Origin of the sequence: Nonomuraea thailandensis (assembly GCF_024172165.1) — a bacterium.
Classification (GTDB): domain Bacteria; phylum Actinomycetota; class Actinomycetes; order Streptosporangiales; family Streptosporangiaceae; genus Nonomuraea; species Nonomuraea thailandensis.
Window position 1 is genome coordinate 6090309 of sequence record NZ_JAMZEB010000002.1, and the last position, 20149, is coordinate 6110457.

Annotated in this window: 22 protein-coding genes; 10 read left to right on the forward strand and 12 right to left on the reverse strand. The window is 70.9% G+C overall.

The window, feature by feature from the left end:
• The first annotated feature begins 57 nt into the window (after positions 1 to 57).
• Positions 58 to 966, forward strand: coding sequence for a choline kinase family protein (locus HD597_RS31460; RefSeq protein ID WP_253746730.1), 909 nt, complete (start codon positions 58 to 60; stop codon positions 964 to 966).
• A gap of 4 nt (positions 967 to 970) precedes the next feature.
• The gene (locus HD597_RS31465) at positions 971 to 1579 is read left to right on the forward strand and encodes a DUF4126 domain-containing protein (RefSeq protein WP_253746732.1); all 609 of its coding nucleotides are present in this window, start codon (positions 971 to 973) and stop codon (positions 1577 to 1579) included.
• Positions 1580 to 1747: 168 nt separating this feature from the next.
• Here HD597_RS31465 and HD597_RS31470 read toward each other — a convergent pair whose 3' ends face one another.
• Entirely contained in the window at positions 1748 to 2545 is a 798-nt protein-coding gene (locus tag HD597_RS31470) for an alpha/beta fold hydrolase (RefSeq protein WP_253746735.1), read from the reverse strand.
• A gap of 1 nt (position 2546) precedes the next feature.
• Entirely contained in the window at positions 2547 to 3347 is an 801-nt protein-coding gene (locus HD597_RS31475; RefSeq protein ID WP_276083071.1) for a glucose 1-dehydrogenase, read from the reverse strand.
• 120 nt (positions 3348 to 3467) lie between these two features.
• On the opposite strand from HD597_RS31475, the gene HD597_RS31480 reads away from it, so the two are divergent.
• The 3 genes from HD597_RS31480 (at position 3468) to HD597_RS31490 (ending at position 5355) form a co-directional block, all read left to right on the forward strand.
• Positions 3468 to 4079: a hypothetical protein gene (locus tag HD597_RS31480; RefSeq protein WP_253746737.1), complete on the forward strand. Its 612-nt coding sequence runs from the start codon at positions 3468 to 3470 to the stop codon at positions 4077 to 4079.
• Between the two features lie 59 nt (positions 4080 to 4138).
• Positions 4139 to 4453 (forward strand): hypothetical protein, encoded by a 315-nt coding sequence (locus HD597_RS31485; RefSeq protein WP_253746739.1) that lies wholly within the window; start codon positions 4139 to 4141, stop codon positions 4451 to 4453.
• 446 nt (positions 4454 to 4899) lie between these two features.
• Positions 4900 to 5355 carry a hypothetical protein gene (locus HD597_RS31490; protein ID WP_253746740.1) on the forward strand — a complete coding sequence of 152 codons (456 nt, stop codon included), beginning with the start codon at positions 4900 to 4902 and terminating at the stop codon, positions 5353 to 5355.
• A 286-nt stretch (positions 5356 to 5641) separates the two neighbouring features.
• Here the strand turns inward: HD597_RS31490 and HD597_RS31495 are convergent, their stop codons facing one another.
• Positions 5642 to 6175 (reverse strand): PadR family transcriptional regulator, encoded by a 534-nt coding sequence (locus HD597_RS31495; protein ID WP_253746742.1) that lies wholly within the window; start codon positions 6173 to 6175, stop codon positions 5642 to 5644.
• A 59-nt stretch (positions 6176 to 6234) separates the two neighbouring features.
• On the opposite strand from HD597_RS31495, the gene HD597_RS31500 reads away from it, so the two are divergent.
• Entirely contained in the window at positions 6235 to 6996 is a 762-nt protein-coding gene (locus HD597_RS31500) for an alpha/beta fold hydrolase (RefSeq protein WP_253746744.1), read from the forward strand.
• 116 nt (positions 6997 to 7112) lie between these two features.
• On the opposite strand, the gene HD597_RS31505 is transcribed toward HD597_RS31500, so the two are convergent.
• From HD597_RS31505 to HD597_RS31525, 5 genes are read right to left on the reverse strand one after another with little or no spacing between them, the layout of a single operon-like run.
• Complete coding sequence (locus HD597_RS31505; RefSeq protein WP_253746746.1) at positions 7113 to 7703, reverse strand: PepSY domain-containing protein; 591 nt, start codon at positions 7701 to 7703, stop codon at positions 7113 to 7115.
• A 57-nt stretch (positions 7704 to 7760) separates the two neighbouring features.
• Positions 7761 to 9869 (reverse strand): excinuclease ABC subunit UvrB, encoded by a 2109-nt coding sequence (gene uvrB / locus HD597_RS31510; RefSeq protein WP_253746747.1) that lies wholly within the window; start codon positions 9867 to 9869, stop codon positions 7761 to 7763.
• 35 nt (positions 9870 to 9904) lie between these two features.
• Positions 9905 to 10138, reverse strand: a complete 234-nt coding sequence (locus HD597_RS31515) for a helix-turn-helix transcriptional regulator (protein ID WP_185106606.1) — start codon at positions 10136 to 10138, stop codon at positions 9905 to 9907.
• A gap of 14 nt (positions 10139 to 10152) precedes the next feature.
• Positions 10153 to 11007, reverse strand: a complete 855-nt coding sequence (locus HD597_RS31520) for an ABC transporter permease (RefSeq protein ID WP_253746748.1) — start codon at positions 11005 to 11007, stop codon at positions 10153 to 10155.
• Positions 11004 to 11918: an ABC transporter ATP-binding protein gene (locus HD597_RS31525; RefSeq protein ID WP_253746754.1), complete on the reverse strand. Its 915-nt coding sequence runs from the start codon at positions 11916 to 11918 to the stop codon at positions 11004 to 11006. Before HD597_RS31525 ends, HD597_RS31520 begins: the two co-directional genes overlap by 4 nt.
• Positions 11919 to 12058: 140 nt before the next feature.
• On the opposite strand from HD597_RS31525, the gene HD597_RS31530 reads away from it, so the two are divergent.
• The 3 genes from HD597_RS31530 to HD597_RS31540 are packed head-to-tail and all read left to right on the forward strand — an operon-like array spanning position 12059 to position 15698.
• Positions 12059 to 13672 (forward strand): SPFH domain-containing protein, encoded by a 1614-nt coding sequence (locus HD597_RS31530; RefSeq protein WP_253746756.1) that lies wholly within the window; start codon positions 12059 to 12061, stop codon positions 13670 to 13672.
• A 1-nt stretch (position 13673) separates the two neighbouring features.
• A complete protein-coding gene (locus HD597_RS31535; RefSeq protein WP_253746758.1) occupies positions 13674 to 14915 on the forward strand; it encodes an SPFH domain-containing protein in 1242 nt (413 codons plus the stop codon).
• A 9-nt stretch (positions 14916 to 14924) separates the two neighbouring features.
• A complete protein-coding gene (locus HD597_RS31540) occupies positions 14925 to 15698 on the forward strand; it encodes a sporulation protein (protein WP_253746764.1) in 774 nt (257 codons plus the stop codon).
• A 12-nt stretch (positions 15699 to 15710) separates the two neighbouring features.
• On the opposite strand, the gene HD597_RS31545 is transcribed toward HD597_RS31540, so the two are convergent.
• A complete protein-coding gene (locus tag HD597_RS31545; RefSeq protein ID WP_253746766.1) occupies positions 15711 to 16496 on the reverse strand; it encodes a class I SAM-dependent methyltransferase in 786 nt (261 codons plus the stop codon).
• 647 nt (positions 16497 to 17143) lie between these two features.
• Between HD597_RS31545 and HD597_RS31550 the strand changes: the two genes are divergently transcribed.
• On the forward strand, positions 17144 to 17392 hold the full coding sequence (locus HD597_RS31550; protein WP_253746774.1) for a hypothetical protein: 249 nt from the start codon (positions 17144 to 17146) through the stop codon (positions 17390 to 17392).
• Positions 17393 to 17423: 31 nt separating this feature from the next.
• On the opposite strand, the gene HD597_RS31555 is transcribed toward HD597_RS31550, so the two are convergent.
• The 3 genes from HD597_RS31555 to HD597_RS31565 form a co-directional block, all read right to left on the reverse strand.
• A complete protein-coding gene (locus HD597_RS31555; protein WP_253746780.1) occupies positions 17424 to 18362 on the reverse strand; it encodes a hypothetical protein in 939 nt (312 codons plus the stop codon).
• An 88-nt stretch (positions 18363 to 18450) separates the two neighbouring features.
• A complete protein-coding gene (locus HD597_RS31560; RefSeq protein WP_253746782.1) occupies positions 18451 to 19104 on the reverse strand; it encodes a hypothetical protein in 654 nt (217 codons plus the stop codon).
• Positions 19097 to 20101, reverse strand: a complete 1005-nt coding sequence (locus HD597_RS31565; RefSeq protein ID WP_253746784.1) for a hypothetical protein — start codon at positions 20099 to 20101, stop codon at positions 19097 to 19099. Before HD597_RS31565 ends, HD597_RS31560 begins: the two co-directional genes overlap by 8 nt.
• Positions 20102 to 20149: the final 48 nt, after the last annotated feature.

Sequence of the window (20149 nt, forward strand, 5' to 3'; positions counted from 1 at the left end):
TAACCGGCACGCCGTTAAAGGTCTAGACCGTTCGGGGTGGCGGGGCTAGCATCGAGCATGGCCGCGCCCGAGGTCCTCGATCGCATCCCCCTGCTGTCCGGCGTGCCGCGCTCCGTGGAGGAGCTGCCCGGCGGGCTCACCAACCACAACTACAAGGTCACGACGCCGTCCGGCGCGTACGTGGTGCGCGTGTGGGCCAGCGACGGCGCGTTGCTGGCCATCGACAGGGACGCCGAGCACGCCAACTCGATCGCGGCGGCGCGGGCGGGGGTCGGCGCGCCGGTGCACGACTACCTGCCGGGGCTCGGGGTGCTGGTGGTGGGCTACCTGCCCGGCTGCCACACGTTCACGGAGGCCGACCTGCACGATCAGGCGAACCTGCCGCGCGTGGCCGAGGCGTGCCGGCGGCTGCACGCGGGGCCGCGGTTCGTGCGCGACTTCGACATGTTCGAGGTGCAGCGGCGCTACCTGGAGATCGTCCGCGAGCGTGGCTTCCGGCTGCCGCCCCGCTATCTCGACTTCATGCCCACCGTCACCCAGATCCGGAAATGTCTTGCCCTCAGAGACGAAGGGACGGTTCCGTGTAACAACGACCTGCTGCCCGGGAACATCCTGGACGACGGCGAGCGCCTCTGGCTGATCGACTACGAGTACGCGGGCAACAACGACCCCTGCTTCGAGCTCGGCAACATCTGGAGCGAGTCCGCCCTGCCGCCCGGGCACCTGGAGCAGCTCGTCACCGCCTACTACGGCCGCCGCCTGCGCAACAAGATCGCCCGGGCGCGCCTGCTCGGCCTCATGTCCAAGTACGGCTGGACGTTGTGGGCCTCCATCCAGGACGGCGCGAACGAGAGCATCGACTTCGACTTCTGGTCGTGGGGCATGGAGAAGTACGACCGGGCGGTGGCCGAGTTCACCGATCCCGCTCTGCAGCGCCTCATGGAGGAGGCGGCCCGGGCAGACTAGGGGCATGCTGGCCGCTTTGACCGGTCTGGGGCTGTCCACGGCCGCCGGGCTGAACGCATACATCCCGCTCCTGGTCGTGGGGGTGCTCGCGAACGTCACCGACGCCGTGCGGCTGCCCGACGGCTACTCCTGGCTGTCGAACTGGGGGGTGCTGGCCATCCTCGCGGTGCTGCTGGTGGCCGAGATGGTGCTCGACAAGGTGCCCGCCGTCGACAGCGTCAACGACGCCGTCCAGACCGTGGTGCGCCCGGCCTCGGGCGGCGTGGTCTTCTCCGCCACGAGTGCCGCCGCCGAGCTGGAGAATTCGACCTGGATGACCGAGCGCCCCTGGGTGGGGTGGCTGCTGGGCATCGTGCTGGCGCTGGGCGTGCACGCGGTCAAGGCCGCCGCCCGCCCGGTGATCAACGCGGGCACGGCGGGCGTCGGCGCCCCGGTCGTCAGCACGGTCGAGGACGCCGGGTCGTTCGGGATGAGCCTGATCGCGGTGTTCCTGCCCGCGCTGGTGATCGTCACGCTGCTGGTGCTGGCCGTGGCCGCGTGGTGGCTGCTGCGGCGGGTACGCCGCTTCCGCGCCCGCAGGAGGGCGGCCAGGGGTCATCACCCGCCAGGCTGACCCGCGATCCGCCCGCAGGCTGACGCGCCGGCCCCGCGCGGTCTCCTACGGTGGGTGCGAGGTAGCGAACAAAGGGATCGAGACGTGTGAGCGTCAATCCGTGGCCCCCAACCCTGGCACGCTCACGCGCGTTGGCGCCCGGCGGGACATCCTGTGCCGCCGGGCCCTTCACAGGCGGCGCAACCAGCCCTCCACGGCGGTGACGAAGTCGCCGGGGCGCTCCTCGTGCAGCCGGTGGCTCGCGCCCTCCCACGACAGCACCACCGACGCCGGGTCCTTGAGCAGGCCGGCCTCCCAGCTCGCCCGCCCCGCGTCGGCCCAGATCGACAGCACCGGGCACTGCCTGCGGGCCAGGTAGCCGTCGCTGGCCGGGCGCACCCCGATGGCGTCAGGGCCGGTGAACATGGCCTCGAACGCCTGGACGAGCACGTGCGGCGGCATCCCGTACAGCCTGCGCTTGTGCCAGCGCCTGATGACGGGCGGGGTGGCGGCGTTCGTGCACCACTCGTCGATGCGCTCGGCCACCTCGTGGGGGCGCTCGCCCCGCAGGCCGGCGATCATCCCGGGGAAGCCGCGGGCGATCTCGGCCGACATGCCGTAGCCGGGGTCGAGGGTGACCAGCGCCCGTACCCGCTCCGGGTGCTCAACGGCCAGGATGGAGACCACCTGGCCGCCCATCGAGTGCCCGATCGCGACCACCTGGGGGATGCCCAGGCTGTCGAGCAGGACGTTCAGGTCCTCGGCCATCGCGCGCGGCGTGTTGCCCGTCTCCGGGACCGAGGAGTAGCCGTGGCCGCGCAGGTCCACGGCGAGCACGCGGTGCGCGGAGGCGAGCGCGTCGATGTGCCACGACCACTGGTGCGAGTCGGTCCCCCAGCCGTGGACCAGCAGCAGCGGCGCCGGGCCGCCCGCGCCGTCGTCGGTGTAGAAGAGCCGGACGCCCTCGCCGACCTCCGCGTACGGCACCCTAGGCCCCTGGCGCCTTCGGCGGGGGCAGCAGCGAGCCCTCCCCCGCGGTCCAGCCGCCGTCGATGGCCAGCTCGGCGCCGGTGACGTACGAGGCGGCGTCGGACAGCAGGAACGCGATCGCCTCCGCCACCTCCTCCGGCTCGCCCCAGCGCCCGGCGGCGGCCAGCCCGAACGTGCCCTCCCCCGACACGGCGCCGAGGCTCTGCGTCATCGGGGTGACGATCATCCCGGGATGCACCGAGTTGACGCGGATCCGGTCCCGCCCGAACTCCAGTGCCGCGATCTTCGTCAGCCCGCGCACCCCCCACTTGGAGGCGCCGTACCCGCCGGTCATGGGCAGCGCGAACAGCCCCGCGACCGACGACAGGTTCACGATGGCGCCGCCGCCCTGCTCGCGCATCGGCCCCACCACGGCCTTCAGCCCCAGGAAGGTGCCGACCAGGTTCACCTGCAGGACGTTCTGGAACTCCTCCAGGGGCTGCTGCTCGATCGGCAGCATGGTGGCGATGCCGGCGTTGTTCACCAGGCCGTCGATCCGGCCGTAAGCCTCCAGGGTCTCGGCGACGACGGCCGCCCAGGCGTCCTGGCTCGTCACGTCGTGCGCGACGAAGCGGGCGTCCAGCTCCTTGGCGGTCGCCGTGCCCTCCTCCACCAGCACGTCGGTGACCACGACCCGAGCCCCTGCCGCGACGCAGCGCCGGGCGGTGGCCGCCCCCATGCCGCGGGCGCCGCCTGTGATGATCACAACCTTGCCGTCAAGCACCCTGAACGCCCTTCCTAGGGGTGGTTGGGAAGACATGTGCACTGAAACACACGGGCCGGATCCGATCAAGAGCTTGCTTGCTCACCGCGGCGCCCGCGCGGGCGCGCCTGAACCTCCGGAGCCGACTATCCTTCAAGTCACGAACACCAACGGGAGGTGGCGAAGATCGGCGAGTTCCTTGTCATCGTGCTGGTGATCCTGGCGTTCCTCCTGCTCCTGGGCGGCGTCGGCATCTACCTCCTGGTCAAGCTGGGCAGGAAGGCCGCGGTCCGGGCCAAGCAGGCCACCGCCCGCCTCAGCACGCACGTCAACGCGATGGGCACGGGCGACGCCGCCGAGGTCGAGCGGCTCCGCCTCGACCTGCGCCGCGAGGTCTCCCTCACCCGCCAGGCGGTCGAGCACGCGCAGAGCCTGGGCTGGGGTCTGGGCGACCTGCCCCGCCTCCTGGCCGACCTGACGTCCCAGGCCGACGTGCACGACGGGCAGCTCGGCATGTACGCCCAGCAGCGCCGCGTGTCGCCGTACGTGGACCACGCCACCCTCGACCGGCTCAGGGAGCACCAGGCCAAGCTGACGGCCATGTGCGCCCGCATCCGCGCCGACCTCCTCGGCGACCAGGTGCAGCACACCGCCACCGGCATCGCCGACCTCACCTCCCGCACCGACCTGGAGATCGAGGCCCGCCGCCACGCCCCCGCCCCCGATCCCCTGGACCAGATCGACGAGCTCTACCGGCGCTCGATGGAGGAACGCAAGGACCGCCCCTGAGGGTCACGTCCTGTGACACCATGGATGCGAGGCGTGAGATTCGCCGAGGAGATGCTCCGATGAGCACGGTCCTTCCCGAGTGGTTCTACCCGGCGCCTCCGGGTGGGTGGACCGCCGACATGCTCGATCACCTTCCCCCTGACGCGCCCCGGCACGTCGAACTGATCGACGGGTCACTCATCAAGTACTCGGATGCGGGCATCAAGCATTTCCGGCGAGTGGAGCAGGAAGACGGCATACCCGTCGTGTACACGTTCGAGCTGGAGCCCGCGGTCACGGCATACGTCCCTACCGGCATCCACCGCAGGCGGCTGCGGACGAACATCGGCTTCGACGTGGACGTCGACCTCGACTTGGAGAAGGTCCGGCGCTGAGCGGTGAACGGGCTGCGGCGACACCGGCCGTGGCTCGTGTCGATCACCGCTGCACGAAGGGAGGGTGAGACCGTGACGACGACTGTTCGCGTGCCGTTTTCCGCGTCCTCATTCCCTTCCACCGGACGTCAGCCGACCTGATCGCGGCCGGCCGGTGGGCCTCAGACCTGCAGTCGCCCCACCGTGCCGAAGCACTCGCAACACCGCCGCCGTGGCAAGCACGCCCTCGACGCCGACGACCTCGAACGGCTCGAGACCGCCTCCCGAGGCGCACGACGGCCCGCCGGAAGGCGACCGCTGGTCCACCTGGGACCAGAGCACGCCGACGGAGAAGGGGCCGCGATCCCACCCTGACCGGCTCGTCACCGAGCCGGGCCGCCGTCGGCACCGAGCACGGCATCCTCACGACGGGCAAGGAGGCCGACGTCCGTCTGATCTCCCGCGGCGTGCCGGGCACCGACCGGGTCTGCCTGCCGGCCGCCGAGCGGTACCGCTCCGCCGAGCATCGGCTCTTCCATCGCGACGCCGGCTACCTGGAGGGCCGCAGGACCCGCGACGACCGCATGAACCGGGCCGTGGCGGGCCGTACGGCCTTCGGCAAGCAGGTCATCGCCGCGCAGCGGGCGGTGGCCGAGTTCTCGGCGCTGCGCCGGCTGGGGGAGCTGGAGTGCCGGTGCCGTACCCGGGTGCAGATCGTGGGGACGGAGATCCTGCATGAGTTCGCCGGGACGCCCGGCGGGTACGCGGCTCCGCGGCTGGCGCAGGCGGACGAAGGGCCGGGCGCGTTCCTCGACCGCGACGCGCGCAACGTCGCCACCTGGTTCGCCGCCAAGGGCGTCACCGACGCCGACCCCGACGCCCTGGCCACCCTGCTCCGCGAGGAGGCCGGCCTCCTCCCCTGACACGCCCGGCCCTTCATGCCCGACGCGATCCCTTCGGGACGAGCGCGGACCGCCTCCCCCGCCCGGCACGGCCCCCTCAGGACGAGCGTGGGCGTCCCAGACCCCGAGGCCCCCTCGCCCGGCCACGGGCCGCCTCGCCGCCTGACGCTGCTCCTTCGCGACGGGCACAGGCCGCCTCGCGCGCCCGGATGGGGCGAGCGCGGGCCGGCTGTCCAACCGGAGGCGGCCCGTCACCACGGGGTCACCACGGGCGTGGGACCGCCTGGCCCGGCATGCCCGAGAGGCGTCAGGCGTCAGGGGTCTCCAGGGTTTCGATGGTGGCGCGCAGCCAGGCGAGCTCGGCCTGGCTGGTGGCATGGGCGATGGTCAGCAGCCCCTGCCGGAAGGGGTCGCCGAACTCCTCGGCCGCCATCGGCCGCTCACCGTCGTAGAAGAAGCTGGTCGGCTCCTCCAGGAACGCCAGCCGCCTGCGCAGCACCGCCGCCTGCTCCTTCGGCTCGTCCAGATGGCGCAGGAAGGCCAGCAGCATGAACCACCGGTTCTCGTCGCTGATGTCGAGCTCGTCCGGGACCCGGAGCCGGTGCTCCAGCTCCGCGCGCCCCTCGGGCGTCAGGTACAACATGCGCCGTGGCGCGGCGGCCACGCCCGGCTCGTCCTTCCTGACGAGCCACCCGGCCGCGGCCATCCGCTTGATGGCCGGGTAGAGCGTGCCGTCGGCCACCGGGCGCACGTGCCCCATCAGCGCCGCCACCCTGCGGCGCAGGTCGTAGCCGTGTAACGGCCGATCCCTGAGGAACCCGAGTATCGCCAGCTCCAACATGGCTGTCAGCATACCTCGATGCCGATATATATTGGCCCCGATACATGAGGAGATCCGTCATGCACGATGCCATCGTTCACCCCAGCGGCGCCCGCATGCGCTGGGTGGAGCTGCCCGGCGAGGAGCCGGCGCGTGTCTACGTTCACGGTCTGGGCGCCACCTCGGCCCCGTACTACGCGGAGGTGGCGGCGCACCCCCTCCTGCCCCGGCACCGGTCCCTCCTGATCGACCTGCTCGGGTTCGGCATCAGCGACCGGCCGCAGGACTTCCCGTACACGCTGGAGGCCCACGCGGAGGCCCTGGCGGCGGGGCTGCGCAAGGCCGGGGTGGCCGGGGCCTCGGTGATCGCGCACAGCATGGGCGGGGCGGTGGCCACGATCCTGGCCGCGCGCCATCCCGAGCTGGTCGCCCGCCTGATCCTGGTCGACGCCAACCTCGACCCCTATCCCCGCACGCCGGTCCGGCCGGGCGGAAGCGGCATCGTGGCCTTCGGCGAGGAGGAGTTCGTGGCGGGAGGGTGGAAGGAGGTGCGCGATCGGGTGGGGCCGCACTGGTGGTCCACGATGCGCCTGGCCGACCTGCGCGCCCTGCACCGTACGGCGGTCAGCCTGGCCGAGATGTCCCCGCCCACCGTCCGGGAGCTGCTGGCCGGGCTGGCGATCCCCCGCGCCTTCCTGCACCCGGAGGGCGACGAGCCGGCCGGGGCGGAGGAGCTGCGGGAGGCGGGCGTGCGGGTGCTGGAGATCCCCGAGTCGGGGCACAACATCATGCTCGACAACCCTGAGGCCTTCGCCCGCACGCTCACGGGCCTGCTCTCCTGACGCGCCGCCTTCGGCCCGCAGCCCACCTGCGGGCCGAAGGACAACGCATGACGCCACGGCACACGTCACCTCGCGGCACACGTCACCTCGCGGCACACGTCACCTCGCGGCGCGCGTCACGTCGTGGCGCTGTTGGTCCTGGTGACGGCGCCAGTGGCGGCGTCCACCGCGACCTCGTGCTTCGCCCCGTCCGGCGCGATCACGTCCGCCTCCCAGACGGTCCTGCCCTGCTTCATGTCCAGGTTCAGCTCGGTGATCCGCCCTTCGGGCACCGCCGCCGCGATCTTGTCGGCAGCCTGGGCGTAGTCGACCTTGCTCGCCGACACCCGCGCGCGGTGCTTGGCCTTGTCGTCGGCGTCCTCCTGCTCGGTGGTGGGACCGCTGACGACCTTGCCGGCCTCCACGTCCATCTGGTGCTCGGTCCCGTCCTCGCCGACGACCTGCACCTCCCACAGCCGGCCGTTCTCCTCGGTCTCGATCGAGACGAGGGTGGAGCCCGGCACCGCGCCCAGCGCCGCCTTGGCGGCCTGCTTGAGGTCTCCCGCCCCCGGGGAGCTCGTGGGGCTCCCCGGGGGCGCGGTGGTGGCCGTGGGGGTGCCGATGGTCGGCGAGGACTGGACGGCCAGCCTCGCCTCGTGCGGCACGGCGCCGCAGCCCCCCGCCAGCACCGACGCGCCGACCAGGGCCCCGATGAGCGTCTTGTTCATACCTGGACGCTGCCCACCCAGGGGTGAAGCATTCGCCCAGGTCAGAAGGCATACGTCCTATTGAACCCCCGCCTCGCGCATGTCGCGCAGCTCGCGCTTGAGCTCCTTGATCTCGTCGCGCAGCCGGGCCGCCACCTCGAACTGGAGGTCGGCCGCCGACTGGTGCATCTGCTCGGTCAGCGACTCGATGAGCGACTCCATCTGGGCGCGCGGCATCTCGCCGGCGATGGCCTTGGCGTGCTGGCCCGCCTGCCGGGCGGCGAACCCGGGCACCGGGGCCTTGCCGCGCGACTGCTGCCGGCCGCCGCCCATGAGCTGCTGGGTGTCGGCGTCCTCGCGCTGCAGCGAGTCGAGGATGTCGGCGATCTTCTTGCGCAGCGGCTGCGGGTCGATGCCGTTGGCCTCGTTGTAGGCGATCTGCTTGGCACGGCGCCGGTTGGTCTCGTCGATGGCCCGCTCCATCGACGGGGTGATCTTGTCGGCGTACATGTGCACCTGGCCCGAGACGTTACGGGCGGCGCGGCCGATGGTCTGGATCAGCGACGTCTCCGAGCGCAGGAAGCCCTCCTTGTCGGCGTCGAGGATGCACACCAGCGACACCTCGGGCAGGTCGAGGCCCTCGCGCAACAGGTTGATGCCGACGAGCACGTCGAACTCGCCGGTGCGCAGCTCCCGCAGCAGCTCGATGCGGCGCAGCGTGTCGACCTCGCTGTGCAGGTAGCGGACCCGGATGCCGAGCTCCAGGAGGTAGTCGGTGAGGTCTTCGGACATCTTCTTGGTCAGCGTGGTGACCAGGACGCGCTCGTCGCGCTCGGCCCGCTCGCGGATCTCGTGCACCAGGTCGTCGATCTGGCCCTTGGTGGGCTTGACCACGATCTCGGGGTCGACCAGGCCGGTCGGGCGGATGACCTGCTCCACCACGTCGCCCTTGACCCGCCCCAGCTCGTACGGCCCCGGCGTGGCCGACAGGTAGACCGTCTGCCCGATGCGCTCCAGGAACTCCTCCCACTTCAGCGGCCGGTTGTCGAGCGCCGACGGCAGCCGGAAGCCGTGCTCGACCAGCGTGCGCTTGCGGGAGGCGTCACCCTCGTACATGGCGCCGATCTGCGGCACGGTCTGGTGGGACTCGTCGAGGACCAGCACGAAGTCCTCAGGGAAGTAGTCGAGCAGCGTGTTGGGCGCGCTGCCCGCCTCGCGGCCGTCCATGTGGCGCGAGTAGTTCTCGATGCCGGAGCAGGTGCCGACCTGGCGCATCATCTCGATGTCGTACGTCGTGCGCATGCGCAGCCGCTGGGCCTCCAGCAGCTTGCCCTGCCGCTCCAGCTCCGCCAGGCGGTCGGCCAGCTCCGCCTCGATGCCGGCCACGGCGGCGGCCATGCGCTGCTCGCCGGCGACGTAGTGGGAGGCGGGGAAGATGTAGAGCTCCTCGTCCTCGGTGATGACCTCGCCGGTGAGCGGGTGCATGGTCGAGAGCTTCTCGATCTCGTCGCCGAACATCTCGATGCGGACGGCGAGCTCCTCGTACTTCGGGATGATCTCGATCGTGTCGCCGCGCACCCGGAACGTGCCCCTGGTGAAGGCCAGGTCGTTGCGGGTGTACTGCATGTCGACCAGGCGGCGCAGGAGCTGGTCGCGATCGGTCTCCATGCCGACGCGCAGGCGGGCCATGCGGTCGACGTACTCCTGCGGCGTGCCCAGGCCGTAGATGCACGACACCGAGGCGACCACGATCGTGTCGCGGCGGGTGAGCAGCGAGTTGGTGGCCGAGTGGCGCAGCCGCTCGACCTCGTCGTTGATCGAGGAGTCCTTCTCGATGTAGGTGTCGCTCTGCGGGACGTACGCCTCGGGCTGGTAGTAGTCGTAGTACGAGACGAAGTACTCGACCGCGTTGTTGGGCAGCATCTCGCGCAGCTCGTTGGCGAACTGCGCGGCGAGCGTCTTGTTGGGCTGCATGACCAGGGCGGGCCGCTGCAGGCGCTCGATCAGCCAGGCGATCGTGGCCGTCTTGCCGGTGCCCGTGGCGCCCAGCAGGACGTTGTCCTTCTCCCCGGCCTTGACGCGGCGCTCCAGCTCGGCGATGGCCGTAGGCTGGTCGCCCGATGGAGTCATCTCGGTGACGACCTCGAAGGGCGCCACCTTCCGCTGCAAATCAGTGACCGGTCGCATGCTGCCACTGTAGGCGGCCCGACCGACAGAAACAGTCAGGCCGTCCGCTCCCCTATCCGGGGGAAGGGCGTGGTGGAGAAGACCACCTCGACGGGCACCTCGAAATACTCGGCGATGCGCAGCGCCAGGTAGAGGCTGGGGCTGTACTCGCCGCGTTCGAGATAGCCGATGGTCTGGTAGTGCACCCCCAGCGCGTCGGAGAGCTGCCTGCGGGTCACGTTCCGCTCTGCGCGCAGCAGCGCGATGCGGTTGTAGACGGTCTCACTCATCAGGCCGTAGTTTCTCAGGTCACGCGCTGCATCGCCCGGTGACGGCGCTCTTCCATCGCCGAGCCGGACTCGCGCCTGGCCATCCTGCGCAGGATCGGGGGCGCCAGCAGCAGCCCGGCCACGGCCCAGACGAGCAGCACGAGCGTGGTCTCCACGGGCCGCCAGGAGCCGCCGATCTCCGCGGCGGCGGCCGCGTCGGGCAGCAGCGCCGAGCGCATGCCCAGGCCGAGCCAGTAGAGCGGGAAGGCGTGGGCGACGGCCTGGAGCCAGCCGGCCAGCGCCGTGATCGGGTAGAAGATGCCCGAGACCGAGGTGAGCACGCCGACGGCCAGCATGGCCAGCCCGGCCGCGGACTGGGGGCTCTTGGCCAGGGAGCCGATGATCGCGCCGAGCGGGAGCGAGGACAGCAGCCCCAGCAGGGCGATCCAGGCCAGGGTGAGCCAGCCTCCCGCCCCGATGCCGAGCAGCCCGGGCACGAAGAACAGCCCGGCGGTCAGCATCACCGCCACGGAGCAGATCGTGGTGATGGACAGCATGACGATCCTGCCGACGAGATAGCCGACCATGCCCTGCGGCACGGCCTTGGCCCGCAGCAGGGTGCCGTCCTCGCGCTCGACGGACAGCGCGCCCACCGCTCCCATGAGCCCGTTGAGCGGGATCATCAGGCCCACCAGGCCGGGCAGCGTCGCCGCGGCCAGCGAGACGCCGGTGCCGGGCAGCGTCGCGTCGCGCTGGAAGTACAGCACGACCACGAGGGCCGCGGTGCTCACCACGGTGAAGCCCATGTCCTGCGCGCTGGTGAGCTGCTGCCTGAACTCGACCCACCCGCGGGTCACCCCGAGCCGGGCGGCGTGCAGCGTGGGGTTCACCCTTCCTCCTTCTTGACGATCGTCATGTAGGTGTCCTCCAGGGTGGCCCGGCGCACCTCCAGGTCGCCGATCTGGCCGCCGTACTGCTCGAACAGCTCGCGGACGAAGCCCGTGGCGTCCTGGGTGGCGTGCACGAAGTGCTCGCCGTCGCGGCTCCAGCGCACCTGGGCGTCGCGGGAGAACTCGCGCGTGAGGCTGTCGGGGCTGCCGTCGGCGACGATCCGGCCGCCGGACAGGATGAGGATGCGGTCGGCGAGCTTCTCCGCCTCGTCGAGGTCGTGCGTGGTGAGCAGGATCGTGGTGTCGTCCAGGTCCGACAGGCGGTGCGCGAGGTCGTGGAAGTCGCGCCTGGCCTGCGGGTCGAACCCGGCGGTCGGCTCGTCGAGGAAGAGCACCTCGGGCCGGCCGACGATGCCGATGGCGACGTCGAGCCTGCGCCGCTGGCCACCCGAGAGCTGCCTGATCCGCTGCCCGGCCTGCTCGGTGAGCCCGACCGCCCCGATCAGCTCTGCGGTGTCGAGCGGTGGCCGGTCCGGGCGCGCGTACGGCTCGTAGTAGCGGCTGAGGTGGTGCAGGAGCTGGTGCACCCGCCAGCGGCCGTGGTCGCGCCATGACTGGAGCACGACGCCGAGCCTGGCGCGCCAGCGCTCGTCGCCGCGGGCGGGCTCGACGCCGAGCACCCGCACGTGACCCGCGGACGGCTTCCTGAAGCCCTCCAGGATCTCGATCGTCGTGGTCTTGCCGGCGCCGTTCGGCCCGAGCAGGGCGATCACCTCGCCGGGACTGACGGTGAAGGCGACGTCCCGCAGGACCTCCTTCTCGCCGTACGCCATCCGCAGCCCCGCGACCTCGATGGCGGCGGCGTTCTTTCCGAGGTCGACACCGCCTGCGAGCTCCTTCACCGCTCCCATCAATCCTCCACATAGTAGGTCTACTACATCTATAGCACATCTACTACAGGAGGCAATACACATATGACACCGCATTGCAAGCGAACAGTAAGTCACACCCGATACGGTCGGAATCGCCTGTAGCGGAAAAGGAAGGTTCGATGTCACGACCCAGAGAGGCACTGATCCAGGCAGGACGGGGCATGGCCCAAGCGGTGGCCCAAGGGGGTGACGTGAGGCAGGCCATGGGGCAGGCCGTCGGGCAGGTCGTCGACCAGGCGGGGCAGCTGGCCGGCCAGGCCCCGGGCTTCAGGCTGAACCCGCACGACTTCGCCGCCGCCCGTGACGGCGGCGCCTCCGTCGGCACCGTCATCGAGGCCAGATCCGCCTCGCTCAACGAAGCCGGCGAGATCGTCAACCGCAGCTTCGCCGAGAACGGCATGCACGTCATCTCGCCTGTGGTGATCCCCAAGGGCAGCACCGCCAAGGTGGTCGTGCCGCTGGGCATCCTCGTGGCGCTCGGCCTCATCGGCGCGCTCGGCAACATCGTGCCGAACGCCGACGTGGTCTTCGGCCCGCACTACTGGGTCGTCCTGGTGCTGGCCGCGGTGTTCCTGTGGTGGCGGCGCAGCGTGGTGATGGTGCCCGAGGGCTGCAAGGCGCTCATCACCCAGTTCGGCAAGCTGGTGCACATCGCGGACCCGGGCCGGGTGACGCTGTTCAACCCGTGGAAGCGGGTCAGCTACATCGTCAACACCACCCGCGAGTACCCGTTCAACGCGCCGATCAGCGAGGCCCCCACCCAGCAGGGCGTCAAGGCCAGCGTGGACCTGTTCCTGCAGTTCAGGATCGAGAACCCGGCGGAGTTCATCTTCGTGCTCGGCTCGGTCAGCGGCTTCCAGTCCAAGCTGCAGAACGCCATCAGCGAGGTCACCCGCTCGCTCATCTACGCCCAGCGGGCCGAGGAGATCTACGACCTCGTCGGCGAGAGCACGCTCGGCATGCTGGAGAGCCTCAACCAGCAGTTCCTGCCCGCCGTACGGCTCACCGACGTGAACATCACCCACGCCGAGCCGTCCAGCCAGGAATACCGCATGGACCTGGCCGCCCCCGAGATGGTCCGGGTCGCCAAGGAGGCCTACACCTACGAGTACGAGCTCCAGCTCCGCAAGGAGCAGAACGAGGGCGACCTGGTCAAGGAGCTGGCAGGGCTGCAGGAGACGCTGAGCGCCATCCAGGCCGAGATCGCCGGCTACCAGGCCCGCATGGACACCGCGCTCGAACGCGCCAGCCACCAGGCCACCGCGCAGGCCAGGCAGCGCCTGGTCGAGGCCGAGTCCACGGCCAACGCCAACGCCGCGCTCCTGGAGGCGCAGGCGCTGGACATCAGGGCGCTGTCCGCCGCCGAGGCGCCCGAGATCCTCGACTACCGCTTCCAGCAGGACCTGCTGGCCAAGCTGGAGTCGGTCGCCACCAGGCTGCCGCAGGTGGTGCAGGTGGGTGAGCAGACCGACATCGACTTCCTGGCCCTGGCCCAGCAGCTCGTGGGCGGCAAGGACGCGGCGCTGTTCTCCGCCGAGGACATGGCCGCCATCCGCGGCAGGCTCGACGAGATCGCCACCCGCGTGCGCGAGCGCGAGGACGAGATCGCCGCGCTGCTCAAGAAGGCCGCCGCGGACGTGGCCGAGCCCCCTCGGATGCCGGCGCAGACGCCGGAGCCCGACCACGATCTGGAACGCACCGTCGAGCGCCTGCTGCCCGGGAAGGAGGTCTGAGATGAGCCGCGAGTTCTCGAAGATCAAGGAATCGCTGGCCTCCTGGGGTGAGATCCGCCAGCTGCTGCGCGGCGGCGAGCAGGGCCAGCTCGTGCCCGTCGTCATCCCCAAGGACCGGCGCGGCTTCGCCTGGATGACGCTGGTGTTCCTGGCGGTCTACTTCGCCGGCATGGCCGCGCTGACCGACTTCAAGCTCGTCGGGGCGTTCGCGGCGCTGCTGTTCCTGCTGCTGGCGCTGCTGACGATGTGGCGCAAGGCCATCATCGAGATCGAGGAGGGCACCACCGGCGTGCGCAGCCGCTGGGGCGCCATCACCGGCACGCTGCCGCCGGGCCGCCACTACCTCTGGCTGCCGTGGGACCGGGTGGACGCCGTCGTCGACACCTCCACCGAGATCCCGTACTCGGCGCCGATCGTGGCCTGCCCCACCGCCGAGAACGTGCCGCTGAAGTCGATCGAGTTCTTCCTGAAGTTCAGGATCGTGGACCCCGTGGCGTTCGTCCGCACGATCGGCGCGGGCAACTTCGACCTGGTGCTGTCCAGCGCGGTGCAGGACGCGATCCGGCAGCGCAGCCGCAGGGTCAACACCGAGCGCGCGTACGACCTGCGCGGCTCCGACGTCGGCGACATGCAGGACGCGCTCAACCGCCAGCTCGGCCGCTACGGCGTGCGCATCACCGGCGCCAACATCCCCGACGTGCAGCTCCCCGACCAGTACCAGCAGCACCTGGCCACCCGCGAGAAGGTGGCCAAGGAGCTGTCGGCCTACGAGCGCGAGTGGGAGCTGACCCGCAAGCGCCGCATCGACACGCTGCTGATGGAGATCGAACGCTCCAAGAAGACCCGTGACGCCCGCGTCGTCGAGGTCAAGGCCGCCCACAACAAGGCGCGCAAGGACGTGGCGCGCATGCTGGAGGAGCAGGAGACCGAGGCGCAGCGCGTGACGTGGGAGATCGAGGCGCGCGGCAGGGCCGAGCTGACCGCCGCCGAGAACGAGGCCAAGGCGCTGCGCCGGCTGGCCGAGTCGTACCGGGACAACCGGGCCGTGCTGCAGTACGAGCTGGCCCGCAGGCGCCTCGACGTGGGCGCCAAACTGGCGGAGAACGCACCCCAGCCGCTGGTCGTGCGCACCCAGCAGGGGCAGTCGGACTCCGCGCTCTCCACCCTTCTCCTGGCCCAGCTGCTCCCCCGCATCTCGGGTACGGGAACAGGCCACATGAACGGCCACACACCTTCCGCATAGGAGAACCCCATGGTGTTCCGCAAGTTGATGGCCGCGTTCGGCGCGGGCGTCGAGGTTGACACGGTGTTGACCAACACGGGCGTGCGTCCCGGCGAGCCGCTGCGCGGCGTCGTGCACTTCCGTGGCGGCAACTCCGACTACAAGGTCGAGGGCATCTACATCGACCTCACCGCCGTGGTCGAGGTCGAGCAGGGCGACAACGAGTACAAGACGTCCTACAGCTTCCTGCGCCAGCAGGTGGCCGGAACCTTCCAGCTGGCGTCGGGCGCGCAGCACCAGCAGACGTTCGAGATCCCGATCCCGTGGGAGACGCCGATCAGCGCGATCGCCGGGCATCCGCTGCACGGCATGAAGCTGGGCGTCCAGACGGAGCTGGCGCTGGCGGGGGCGCTCGACAAGGGCGACCTCGACCCGTTGTTCGTCAGCCCGCTGCCGGCCCAGGAGCACGTGATCGGGGCGCTCGACCGGCTGGGCTTCCAGTTCAAGAAGGCCGACCTGGAGCGGGGCACCCTGTACGGCTCGACCATGCCGTTCTTCCAGGAGATCGAGTACTACGCGGGCGGGCAGTGGCGGCGTTACTTCAACGAGCTGGAGCTGACGTTCATCGCCGGGCCGCGGCAGATGGACGTCATCCTGGAGGCCGACAAGCGGGGCGGCTTCCTGACCTCCAGCCACGACGCCTACAACCGCTTCACGGTGCGCTACGACCAGTCGCCGCACGAGGCGGACGCGGCCCTGCAGCGCGGCCTGGAGCAGATGGCCCGCCACCGCGGCTGGTTCTGATCCCCCGGGCCGTCAGGCGGGCGACACGGCGAGCAGGTGGCCGCTGACGCCGAGCAGCGACGGCTCGCACTCCAGGCGGCGGGCGGCGTCGAGCAGCAGCTCGCGCCGCCCTTCGTCGTCCAGCCAGTCGTTGACGTCACCGTAGAGCCAGAAGGCGCCCTCCACGCCGTAGCGGCGCGGCTCGGGCAGGCCGGCGTCGGTGAACTCCCCGAGGATCTCGTCGGGGTGGTGCCCGTAGCCGCGGAAGCCGCCCTCCCTGCCCGAGATGATCACGCCTGTCTCCAGGGTGCCGTACTCGACCTTCCGGCGCTCCTCCAGCAGGAGCCCGCCGAGGTAGACGCTGTCGTGCAGGGCCGCGTACCGGCTGATGACGGCCGCGGCCACCACGCCGCCGGGCCGGACGGCGCGGCGGGCCTCGGCCAGGGCCCGCACGCGGTCGGCGCGGTCGGGCAGGTGGTAGAGAGGGCCGAGCAGCAGGACGGCGTCGGCCTCGCCGCCGGGGACCGGCAGCGCGCGGGCGTCGCCGAGGCGGGCGCGCACCCCGGGCAGCTTCCCCGCCTCCTCGACGTGCATCGGCACCGGGTCGACCAGCTCGACGTCGTACCCCTCGGCGGCCAGCCACTCGGCGTGCGCGCCCGTGCCGCCGCCCACGTCCAGCACCCGCGCGGGCGCCGGCGGCAGGACGCGGCGCAGCACGTCACGCGTGCGCCAGTACTCCAGGCGGCCCCGGCCCTGCCGCAGGCGCGTCAGCTCGCCTCCGCGCTCGTAGTAGCCCATGACAGCGGGATCGATGATCATGCCCTCCGATCCTAGAAGCGCTCCCGATCCGGGCGCGAGGCAATATTGCGGCGTCCTGCGCCAGGGCCGGGGGACGATTCCGTACGCCGGCGGGCCGCCCGGCGCGGTCGTCACCATGACCCCGGGGACTGGATTGATCGGCGGATCGCGGCGCGCCCGCCTGGAGGAGGTCGAGGCCCTGGCTCGCAGCACCCTCAAGGCGCTCGGCTCCGTGCAACTCGTCAGGGTGCCGGGCAGCGGCCAGATCGCCCGCTCCTACGCCGAGGCCCGCGAGGGCGCCTCCCGGTGGAGCTTCAGGGGCGGAGCCAGCGCCTACCCGCGCGCGGTCACGCTGCCCGGGTGTGGCCGCCGCCCGCAGGGACAAGCGGCAGCTCGCGCTGGAGGCCGCCGGGAAGGCGCCGCTCGGCACGAGCCCACCGTCGTGGAGGCGCGGGAGCTGTTCGAGCGGATCGGGATGCCCCTGCCCGGGTCCTACGCCGACCGCGACGTCGCCGGTCTCGCCCGCGAGGCGCTGCCGCGGCGGGGCTCCCCCTCCGGTGAGGAGAAATCCACAGATGTTGTGTGTCCTTTGTCGATGAGTTCGGCCGCCGTTCGACGTCTACTCAGAGGGTGCCGGAGAACGGCACCACCGCGGAGAGGAGCCCGACATGATGACCACGATCGAGCTGGCGCAGGTGCTCTTCGTCACCGCCGTTCAGCCGTCCGACGCGCCGTCCCCGTTCCGGATCCGCGAGGCCGTGACCGAGCGGCTGTGCGCGTGCGGCGGCGACCCGTCCTGGTGTGCGGCGTACGTGGCCCAGGAGGCCGGCGATCACCCCGACGCGTACGCCCGGCGGATGGGCTGGGCGCTGAAGGCGGTCGCCGAGGCGTACAGGCTGGAACCCGCCGCCGCGTGAGCCTGCCCGGCGGGGCCCCGTGTCCGTGGGGTCAACCTGTCAGGGCCTTGCCGCCGATGGTCAGGCGTGGCCCCAGGTCGATGCGGGCCAGCTTGTCCTGGGCGTGGGCGAGATCCTCGATCAGCGTCGCCATCGCCGCCGGGCGAGCCAGGGCTTTGGTGCTGATCAGGTTGTCGACCTCGTGGGCGCGCCGCAGCGCCGCCGCGATGTAGCCGGCCAGGGCGGTGAGGCGCCCGTCGGGCGGCTGGACGAGGCACTTGGCCATCAGCGCCTCCAGGTCGCGCAGCGCCTTGAGGGTGTCGGAGGACAGGACGGCGAAGGCGCCCCACAGATCGTCGGCGGGCGCGCGCTCGAACTGCGCGACGAGGGCCTCGTAGGTCTCGTTCCTGCGCTGGACCGCCTCGCGCACGTCGCGCAGCACGTCACCCAGCTCGGAGCGCACGTCGACGGGCAGGACGAACGCGCTCTGGGCGTCCGGGCTCTCCACGGCGCGTTCGAGGTTCATGATGCTCGCCAGGGCCTCGTCGAGGTCGTCGAGAATCACCCGCATCAGAGGGGCGTTGATGTAGAACCGGGGGTCCTTCGACTGGAGGTCGTAGAATTCGGCGGAGCGCCGGGCGGCGGCCACCACATTTCTTTTGGCCAGAGCCAGGTCGGAATGCACGTTGCGGTCGTGCAGGCGCCGGGCGAACTGTTTGTCCATTTCGCCGGCGACTTCCACGCTGCGGTCCCCGCGAATCATCTCCAGGGCGGAGTTGACCGCGGTGCGCGTGAACGCCTTGGCGAAGCAGAAACCGACGATGGCGAGTAACGAGCCCAGCACGAAATCCGGTTGCTGCTTGTAGATCTCCTCCAGGTTTCCCCTGGCGATGATTGCCACGAGCACGAGGACGGCCAGCCCGACGACCGCCCACGCCAATTGCGCCCGGGTCATCCGGCGCAGCCATCCGGGAATGGAAGAACCGTTCAATTCCCCCCCGTTCTCGTCGTGCCCCGCCGCAGGATCTCAAAGAGCGGACGGAGCGTCAACAGATGTGCGGGAACCGTGATCGCCGGTCTCAGGCCGGGGCGTCGCCCGCCCTTTCGATCGCCGCGAGCATCGGCTCCAGCGCGCGCAGGGCCGCCTGCCGGGACAGCACCTCCCGGCGCTCCGACCTCGGCGGCTGCCCCGGCGGGCCCAGCACGGTGTCGCGCACGCCTGGACGGGGGACGCCGAGGACGACGGTGGCCGCCGCTCCCCGATGCCCGTTGCGGTGGTACGCCCCGGCGGGCAGGTGGTACTGCTCCCCGCGGCGGATCGTGTCCAGTGCCGTCGTCACGTGGCCCACCAGGCCGCCGGCGGGCGCGATCTCGTCCGCCTCGTCACCGACCTTCACCTGGTAGACCTGCCATTGGCCGTGCTCCGGGCGAGGGGAGACGGCGATGCGCTCGTTCAGCACGGTGCCCGCGAGGACGTGGCTGTGAAGGTCCCAGCTGTGCGAGTGCACGACGGGGTTGACGACGTCCTCCTCCCCCTCCCACACGTGCAGGCACACCCCGGCGCCGCCGCGCGCCCGGTGCAGGGGGACGCAGACGAACTCCAGCGGATGGCGTACCGCGCGCAGGTCCCCGCCGCAGCGCAGGATCCCGGACAGGACCTGCCCGCACCATCGGGCCGCCACGACTCCGTGCCCGCGCCGGAGCGCGACGGCGGCGCCGTGCCCGTCAAGCATAGGGATTCGCGGCGCGGATGGCCTGCTTGATGACTTCTCCGACGTGCTCGTCCGAATACGCATCGGGCAGATCGACCCCCAGCCGGCTGAACAACTCGCGCGTCTCCTCCACCGTAGGCTCATCGCTCAGCTGCGGCGCGAGATGCAACGCCAGCGGGAACGCCTGGGCGAAACTCTCGCGCAGTTCGTTGCGCCAGTAGTCGTAGTAGAAGCGCCCTTCCTTGAACATCATGGCGGGGAACCGGGGGCCCCGTTCGGTGACGATCAGGCAGTCCTGCGTCATGTCCCACCTGAAGATGCTCATGTGCGCGGACAGCGCGACGTGGATCTCCAGCGGCGGGTACCGCTGCTTCCACCAGCAGGCCGCCAGGATCGTGGCGAAGATCTCGAGCTGGGTGCCCTCGCCGGTCCACGACTGCTCGTCCTCGTTGGGATCGTCCACGATCCGGCGGAAGTAGTTGGCGTACCGCTCGCACAACTTCTCGTTCCTGGGGTCGAGGACCTCCAGCCGCATGCTCAGGACCCGGCGGTTGCGCCGGGCGTTGCGTACGCACTCGGGAATCACGACCGCCCGGACGAACGTCGCGGTGCCGCCCTTGAAATGCCATTCACGGGCGTTGGACCGGGTTTCGGACAGCGCCCGGTCGATCTCCTGGCCGACCAGAATGCGGACCATCGAAGCCTCTCCCAAGGCGATCCGCGTATCCCCGATGACCGATTCCAGAGTGTTGATCCGGGACACGTGCGAAGGAAATTCATGTAACGCCGACTCGGCCTTCATGAGCGCTTCGCGCGCCCGCGGCTCGGCATCGGTACGCCACCGGTCGCGCAGCAACGCCAGTGCCAGAGCGGCGATGGTGAGCAATGTCGCCGCGTCGATGAGCTGCGCCGGAGCGACGCCCATGATGCCCAGGACGCCCGCCACCACGGCGATCAGCAGGGCGATCAGCGCCTCCGCGTTGGAGCCCAGCCAATTGAGCACCCTCTTGCCCTGCATGCGCGACCTCCACGGAATCCTTGCCGCGGCGGCAAGACAATCAAGAAA

What these genes read in the sequence shown, in the direction of transcription:
- HD597_RS31565 (WP_253746784.1), bottom strand. Translation starts at nt 20,101, where the DNA reads ATGCAGGGCAAGAGGGTGCTCAATTGGCTGGGCTCCAACGCGGAGGCG.
- HD597_RS31550 (WP_253746774.1), top strand. Translation starts at nt 17,144, where the DNA reads ATGATGACCACGATCGAGCTGGCGCAGGTGCTCTTCGTCACCGCCGTT.
- HD597_RS31560 (WP_253746782.1), bottom strand. Translation starts at nt 19,104, where the DNA reads ATGCTTGACGGGCACGGCGCCGCCGTCGCGCTCCGGCGCGGGCACGGA.
- HD597_RS31475 (WP_276083071.1), bottom strand. Translation starts at nt 3,347, where the DNA reads ATGTCTTCCCAACCACCCCTAGGAAGGGCGTTCAGGGTGCTTGACGGC.
- HD597_RS31460 (WP_253746730.1), top strand. Translation starts at nt 58, where the DNA reads ATGGCCGCGCCCGAGGTCCTCGATCGCATCCCCCTGCTGTCCGGCGTG.
- HD597_RS31485 (WP_253746739.1), top strand. Translation starts at nt 4,139, where the DNA reads ATGAGCACGGTCCTTCCCGAGTGGTTCTACCCGGCGCCTCCGGGTGGG.
- HD597_RS31540 (WP_253746764.1), top strand. Translation starts at nt 14,925, where the DNA reads ATGGTGTTCCGCAAGTTGATGGCCGCGTTCGGCGCGGGCGTCGAGGTT.
- HD597_RS31465 (WP_253746732.1), top strand. Translation starts at nt 971, where the DNA reads ATGCTGGCCGCTTTGACCGGTCTGGGGCTGTCCACGGCCGCCGGGCTG.
- HD597_RS31530 (WP_253746756.1), top strand. Translation starts at nt 12,059, where the DNA reads ATGTCACGACCCAGAGAGGCACTGATCCAGGCAGGACGGGGCATGGCC.
- HD597_RS31525 (WP_253746754.1), bottom strand. Translation starts at nt 11,918, where the DNA reads ATGGGAGCGGTGAAGGAGCTCGCAGGCGGTGTCGACCTCGGAAAGAAC.
- HD597_RS31505 (WP_253746746.1), bottom strand. Translation starts at nt 7,703, where the DNA reads ATGAACAAGACGCTCATCGGGGCCCTGGTCGGCGCGTCGGTGCTGGCG.
- uvrB (WP_253746747.1), bottom strand. Translation starts at nt 9,869, where the DNA reads ATGCGACCGGTCACTGATTTGCAGCGGAAGGTGGCGCCCTTCGAGGTC.
- HD597_RS31545 (WP_253746766.1), bottom strand. Translation starts at nt 16,496, where the DNA reads ATGATCATCGATCCCGCTGTCATGGGCTACTACGAGCGCGGAGGCGAG.
- HD597_RS31495 (WP_253746742.1), bottom strand. Translation starts at nt 6,175, where the DNA reads ATGTTGGAGCTGGCGATACTCGGGTTCCTCAGGGATCGGCCGTTACAC.
- HD597_RS31535 (WP_253746758.1), top strand. Translation starts at nt 13,674, where the DNA reads ATGAGCCGCGAGTTCTCGAAGATCAAGGAATCGCTGGCCTCCTGGGGT.
- HD597_RS31500 (WP_253746744.1), top strand. Translation starts at nt 6,235, where the DNA reads ATGCACGATGCCATCGTTCACCCCAGCGGCGCCCGCATGCGCTGGGTG.
- HD597_RS31515 (WP_185106606.1), bottom strand. Translation starts at nt 10,138, where the DNA reads ATGAGTGAGACCGTCTACAACCGCATCGCGCTGCTGCGCGCAGAGCGG.